This window comes from Kitasatospora sp. NPDC059817 (assembly GCF_042731835.1).
Classification (GTDB): Bacteria; Actinomycetota; Actinomycetes; order Streptomycetales; family Streptomycetaceae; genus Kitasatospora.
In genome coordinates this window covers 43,686-48,869 of sequence record NZ_JBHWIR010000037.1, presented here as the reverse complement: position 1 = coordinate 48,869, position 5,184 = coordinate 43,686, and the positions used below count along the sequence as shown (strand labels likewise).

General features: G+C 75.3%; 7 protein-coding genes. 4 read left to right on the top strand and 3 right to left on the bottom strand.

Going from position 1 to position 5,184, the window contains the following annotated elements; genetic code table 11:
- Positions 1–129: 129 nt before the first annotated feature.
- Entirely contained in the window at positions 130–981 is an 852-nt protein-coding gene (locus tag ACFV61_RS11170) for a siderophore-interacting protein (RefSeq protein ID WP_380491251.1), read from the bottom strand.
- A gap of 82 nt (positions 982–1,063) precedes the next feature.
- On the opposite strand from ACFV61_RS11170, the gene ACFV61_RS11165 reads away from it, so the two are divergent.
- Positions 1,064–1,861, top strand: coding sequence for a TetR/AcrR family transcriptional regulator (locus tag ACFV61_RS11165; RefSeq protein ID WP_380371566.1), 798 nt, complete (start codon positions 1,064–1,066; stop codon positions 1,859–1,861).
- 31 nt (positions 1,862–1,892) lie between these two features.
- Here ACFV61_RS11165 and ACFV61_RS11160 read toward each other — a convergent pair whose 3' ends face one another.
- Positions 1,893–2,090, bottom strand: coding sequence for a hypothetical protein (locus ACFV61_RS11160; RefSeq protein ID WP_363373336.1), 198 nt, complete (start codon positions 2,088–2,090; stop codon positions 1,893–1,895).
- Positions 2,091–2,334: 244 nt separating this feature from the next.
- Between ACFV61_RS11160 and ACFV61_RS11155 the strand changes: the two genes are divergently transcribed.
- The 3 genes from ACFV61_RS11155 to ACFV61_RS11145 all read left to right on the top strand — a co-directional run bounded on the left by ACFV61_RS11155 (position 2,335) and on the right by ACFV61_RS11145 (position 4,593).
- Positions 2,335–3,630 (top strand): D-alanyl-D-alanine carboxypeptidase family protein, encoded by a 1,296-nt coding sequence (locus ACFV61_RS11155; protein ID WP_380491253.1) that lies wholly within the window; start codon positions 2,335–2,337, stop codon positions 3,628–3,630.
- A 25-nt stretch (positions 3,631–3,655) separates the two neighbouring features.
- On the top strand, positions 3,656–4,066 hold the full coding sequence (locus ACFV61_RS11150; RefSeq protein WP_380482771.1) for a PPOX class F420-dependent oxidoreductase: 411 nt from the start codon (positions 3,656–3,658) through the stop codon (positions 4,064–4,066).
- Positions 4,067–4,179: 113 nt separating this feature from the next.
- Positions 4,180–4,593 (top strand): NTP pyrophosphohydrolase, encoded by a 414-nt coding sequence (locus ACFV61_RS11145; RefSeq protein WP_380491247.1) that lies wholly within the window; start codon positions 4,180–4,182, stop codon positions 4,591–4,593.
- 92 nt (positions 4,594–4,685) lie between these two features.
- Here ACFV61_RS11145 and ACFV61_RS11140 read toward each other — a convergent pair whose 3' ends face one another.
- The gene (locus tag ACFV61_RS11140) at positions 4,686–5,123 is read right to left on the bottom strand and encodes a hypothetical protein (protein WP_380371572.1); all 438 of its coding nucleotides are present in this window, start codon (positions 5,121–5,123) and stop codon (positions 4,686–4,688) included.
- Positions 5,124–5,184: the final 61 nt, after the last annotated feature.

The window sequence follows — 5,184 nt, the reverse complement described above, 5'->3', positions numbered from 1 at the left end:
GGGGGGCTGTGTTTGTTTTATCACCCCCCCCCCGCACCAATTCTACACCGGAAAATCCCCCCCGGGGGGGGGGTCCCCCCCGCGCCCGGGTGGCCGGAATCCCCCGGCCACCGGGCGATCAGCACCCGATCAGCCCGCGGCCATTCGCTCCTGGGCGTCCGCCAGATCCTCGGCGGTGGGCGCGTCGTCCTGGGTCAGCCGGTGGCGCCAGTACCCGGTGAAGTCGATCGACGGCTTCGGCACGCCGCGCTCCGCCACCAGGTGGCGGCGCAGCGCCCGCACCGCGCCCGCCTCCCCCGCGAGCCAGGCGAACGGCGTGCCGGCCGGCAGCTCGGCGGACCGCACGGCCCCGGCCAGCACGACCCCGGGGGCCGCCCCGCCCCGGGCCAGCCAGTGCATGGCCAGCTCGGCGCGGCTCTCCAGTGGCTGCCGCTCGGCCTCGTCCGCGACCTCGACGAACGCGAGGGCCCGCACCCCGGCGGGCAGCGCCTCGACCAGCGTCGCGATCGCCGGCAGTGCCGACTCGTCCCCCGCCAGCAGCACCCAGTCGGCAGCGGCGGCGGCCTCGGCGAGCGGGACCGGCGGGGCGTACAGCGCCGAGGGGCCGACCATCCCGAGCCGCTGCCCGGGCTCCGCGCGCTCCGCCCAGGCGGCGGCCGGGCCGGTGTCGCCGTGCAGCACGAAGTCGATCTCGACCAGGCGGGTGCCGGGCCGGCGGCGCCGGAGGGTGAAGCTGCGCAGCAGCGGGCGCCGGGCCTCGGGGATCGCCAGGTACGCCTGGTACCAGCTCATCGGGTCGTCGCTCTGCGCGGGCAGTTCGGGCACCGCCTGGCCGGGGCGGGGGAAGCACAGCTTCACCTGCTGGTCGGGCGCCGCGCCCACGGAGTCCGCCAGGGCCTCGGCCTCGAAGGTGACCCGGGCGGTGCGCGGCGTGATCCGGCGGACCTCGACGACCTCGACGAAGGTGACGGGCAGTGTCATCGAAAAACCCCTTCGGTTGATAACCTTACGGCATAAAGAGTTGTCGCGGCCGAGGATACTTTACGCCATAAGGAGTTGCTGCATGGTCGTCTACGCCGGACAGGGCGACGCCCACCGGTCCCTGTCCCTGCTCTGGGGCACGCCACCGCAACCACACACCGGGCGCAGCGGCCCCAAACCGGGCCTCAGCGTCGACGCGATCGTCTCCGCCGGCATCGCGGTCGCCGACGCGGACGGCATGGCCGCGCTCTCGATGCGCGCCGTCGGCGAACGGCTCGGCCGCACCGCCATGGCCCTCTACACCTACGTCCCGGGCAAGGCCGAACTCCTCGACCTGATGCACGACCGGGCACTCGGCGAACTACGGCTGGACGTCGCAGACTTGGACGGCTGGCGCCCCGCCGTCACCTCCTGGGCCGAGGAACTGTACGCCTGCTACCTGCGCCACCCCTGGATCCTCCAGGTCTCGCAGGCCCGCCCGGTGCTCGGACCGGCCGAACTCGCCGCCATGGAAGGCCTGTTGCGCGCCCTGCAACCGGCCGCCCTCGCACCCGCGCGGCTGCACGGCGTCGTCGCGGCGCTCTGGCAGTTCGTCCGCGGCACGGCCGCCGTGGCCGCCGAATCGCGCGGCGCCGCCGCCGCGACCGGCATCGCCGACGAGGACTGGTGGACCACCCGATCCGCCCGACTCGCCGAACTGGCACCGGACTTCACCGAACGCTTCCCCCTGCTCACCGCCCTCCAGGGCGCCGGCGACGGCACACCGCAGGACCGCGACCGGGCGGCCTTCCGCACCGGGCTCGCCGTCCTGCTCGACGGCGTGGCGGCCTCGGGGGCGGGGGCGGGGGCTGATCAGGGCGTTGATCGGGCTGCGGACTGAGCGCTGATCGGGCCGCTGGTTGAGCCGCTGATCAGCCCCGGCGGGCCGCCGGGATCGCCAGCAGGATGCCGAGCACCAGCAGAGTGGCGTACCCGGCGGTCTCATGGCCGTCCGGGACCAGGAAACGGACGAAGCCGAACAGCCGGAAGCCCCCCAGCCAGTCCGCCGCCAGGCCGGACCCGCCGCCGAGGATCAGCACGAAACCGAGATAGCCGAGCAGCGTCTTCATACCCCGAGCCTAGGCAGCTCCCGGCGCCCGGGAATCCGACTTTCGGCGCGACCCGGGGATGACCAAAGTCGTCCCGGCGCCATCCCCCGGCCGTCCCGGCGCCGTGCCGCCCGGGGTCCGGACCTCCGTACCACCCGGGATCCGTACCACCCGGGATACGTACCGCCGTACCGCCCGGGATCCGGACGGAGCAGCAGGCGCGGCGGCCCGGCGGCGCCCCGGGTACGTTCGCCGTGTGCAGCAGATGCCACAGCATGTCAGCAGAGTGGCGGCGGCCGCCGCGGTGTCCACCCTGATGCTCGCCGCCGGCGCCCCGACCGCCCCCGGGCAGGACGCCGCCGGTGCGATCGGCGGCGAACGGCTCGGCCAGTCCACCGTCCAGGTCGCTCCGCTGGCCGGGGCGCCCGCGCTGCCGCCCACGTTGACCGGGCGGTCCTGGCTCATCGCCGACGCCGGCACCGGCGAGGTCCTCGCGGCCCACAACGCCCACCTCCAGCTCCCCCCGGCCAGCACCCTGAAGATGCTCTTCGCGGACACCGTGCTGCCCAAGTTCGACCGCACGACGGAGCACAAGGTCACCACGGCCGAACTGGCCAACGTCGGCGCCGGCAGCAGCCTCGTCGGCGTCAAGGAGGACCTGCCGTACCGCGTCGAGGACCTCTGGCGGGGCGTCTTCCTCAGCTCCGGCAACGACGCCGTCCACGTCCTCGCGCACATGAACGGCGGCCTCCAGCAGACCGTCGCCGAGATGCAGGCCCGCGCCCAAGCCCTGCAAGCCCGCGACACCAAGGTGGTCTCCCCCGACGGCTACGACATGGACGGCCAGGTCTCCTCCGCCTACGACCTCACCCTGTTCGCCCGCGCCGGGCTGCGCAACGCCGACTTCCGCTCCTACTGCTCCACCCGCACCGCGCACTTCCCCGGCGGACTCGACAAGCTCACCGGGCAGCGCACCAGCTTCGACATCGCCAACACCGACCGGCTGCTCGGCAAGTACCAGGGCCTGATCGGCGTCAAGAACGGCTACACCACCAACGCGGGCGCCACCTTCACCGGCGCCGCCCAGCGCGGCGGCCGCACCCTGCTGGTGACGGTGATGCACCCCGACACCCAGACCCGGGTCTACGACGAGGCGGCCGAGCTGCTCGACTGGGGCTTCGCGGCGGCCGACAAGGTCCAGCCGGTCGGGCAACTGGTGGAGGACACCGCCGCCGCCCACCCGGCCACCATCACCGGCCGGGCCGGCGCCGCCTCGTCCGCCGTCCCCGCCGCCATCGCCGGCCAGGCGCACCCGCAGGCCGTCCGGGGCAACGACCCCGGCCTCGCCCCGGCCGCCTGGACGGCCATCGCACTCGGCGCCGTCCTCGCCCTGTGGGCCGCCGCGCGCACCGCCGCCCGCCGCCGCGCCGCACTCGCCGCCGACCCGGCCGCGCTCCCCGACCCGGGCGCCACCGCCCTCGGCGGGCACCGCCACCACGGGCTGGCCCGCCGGGCCCGGGCCCTGGTCAGGCACGCCCTGCCGCGCGCCCGGCGGGAATGATCAGGCACGCCCTAGACTTCCGGCCATGACCACGCCCGACCCCGCTCCCTCCGACCGGCTCGCCCGGATCGTCAGCCTCTCCTCCGGGAGCTACCTGCTCGTCACCACCTACAAGAAGGACGGCACCACCGTGCCGACCCCGGTGTGGGTGGTGCGCGACGGCGAGGCGCTCGGCGTCTGGACCGTCGCCGACTCCTGGAAGGTCAAGCGGATCCGCAACCGCGCGGACGTCCTGGTGGGCCCCTGCGACGTCAAGGGCCGGCCGACCGGCGAGCAGTACCCCGCCACCGCCGAGATCCTCTCCCCCGAACGCACCGCCGCCTACCGCACCCTGCTGCGCCAGAAGTACGGCCTGCTCGGCGTGCTCACCCTGCTCGGCAGCCGCCTGCGCCGCGGCGAGCGCGGCACCGTCGGCATCCGGATCACCCTCACCTGACGCACCACCCGGCTGACGGGGCCCCGGTGGGTTCGCCCGGCGGCCCCGCCGGCCCGGTCACTCGCCGGGCCGGCCCTGGGAAAGGCGTGACGAGGAAGGGCGTGGGAGAGGCCATGGAGGACAGGGACGCGAACGGGACCCGGGGCGGCCTGCCGCTGCTGGTGGTGGACGGGGCCAACGTGGTCGGGTCGGTGCCCGACGGGTGGTGGCGGGATCGACGGGGCGCCGCCGAGCGGCTGCGGGACGCGCTGGTCGCCGTCGCCGGGCAGGGCCTGCCGGAGCGGCCCGGGCCGCTGGAGGTGGTGCTGGTCGTGGAGGGCGCGGCCCGGGGCGTGGACGGACTGCCCGAGGTGCAGGTGGTCGCGGCGGCCGGCAGCGGTGACGACCGGATCGTCGAGCTGGTCCGGGCGGCCAGGGCCGAAAAGCCGGACCGGGACTGCCTGGTCGTCACCGCCGACCGCGAACTGCGGGCCCGGGTCGGCGCGCTGGGCGCGGCGGTCACCGGGCCGCGCAGCGTGCGGCGTTAGGGCCGGTCCCGTCCAGTCCCGTTCAGTCCCGTTCAGTGCCGTCGCGCGCGCGGCAGGACCGAACGGGACCCGTTCCGGGACGCGCGGCGGGGTCAGTCCGCCTGGGTGGCGTACATGCCCCAGTGGATCGCCTGGTCGGAGGCGGTCACCGTGAACAGGAGGTCCCGGCCGGGCCGGGCGGGGATCTCCACCGAGCCGGTGCCGGTCGCGCCGACCGGGCACTGGACCGTGAAGTCGGCCGGCGCCAGGCCGGCGACATGGACCTGGACCGAGCCGCCGCCCTGGCAGCCCACCGTCACGGTGAAAGGCTGCGAGGGGTTGACGGAGGCCGTCACCGCGCCGCCGTCGCCGATCCAGTCCGGGATCCAGATCAGGCCCGTCTCCCCCGGGTACGGCAGGATCTCCCCCGTCCCCATACCGCTCTGGACCGCAGCCGGGCCCGGCTGCGCCGAGGCCGTCCCGGCGACCGCCAGTACCCCCGCCAGCGCGGCCGCGCTGGCGGCCAGCATCCGCTTCCCCGTACGTGTCATCGCTACTCCCCGCTGCGTTGTCCATCCGTGGGGCCCGGCCGCGGGGGCGGGCCGCGGCGCG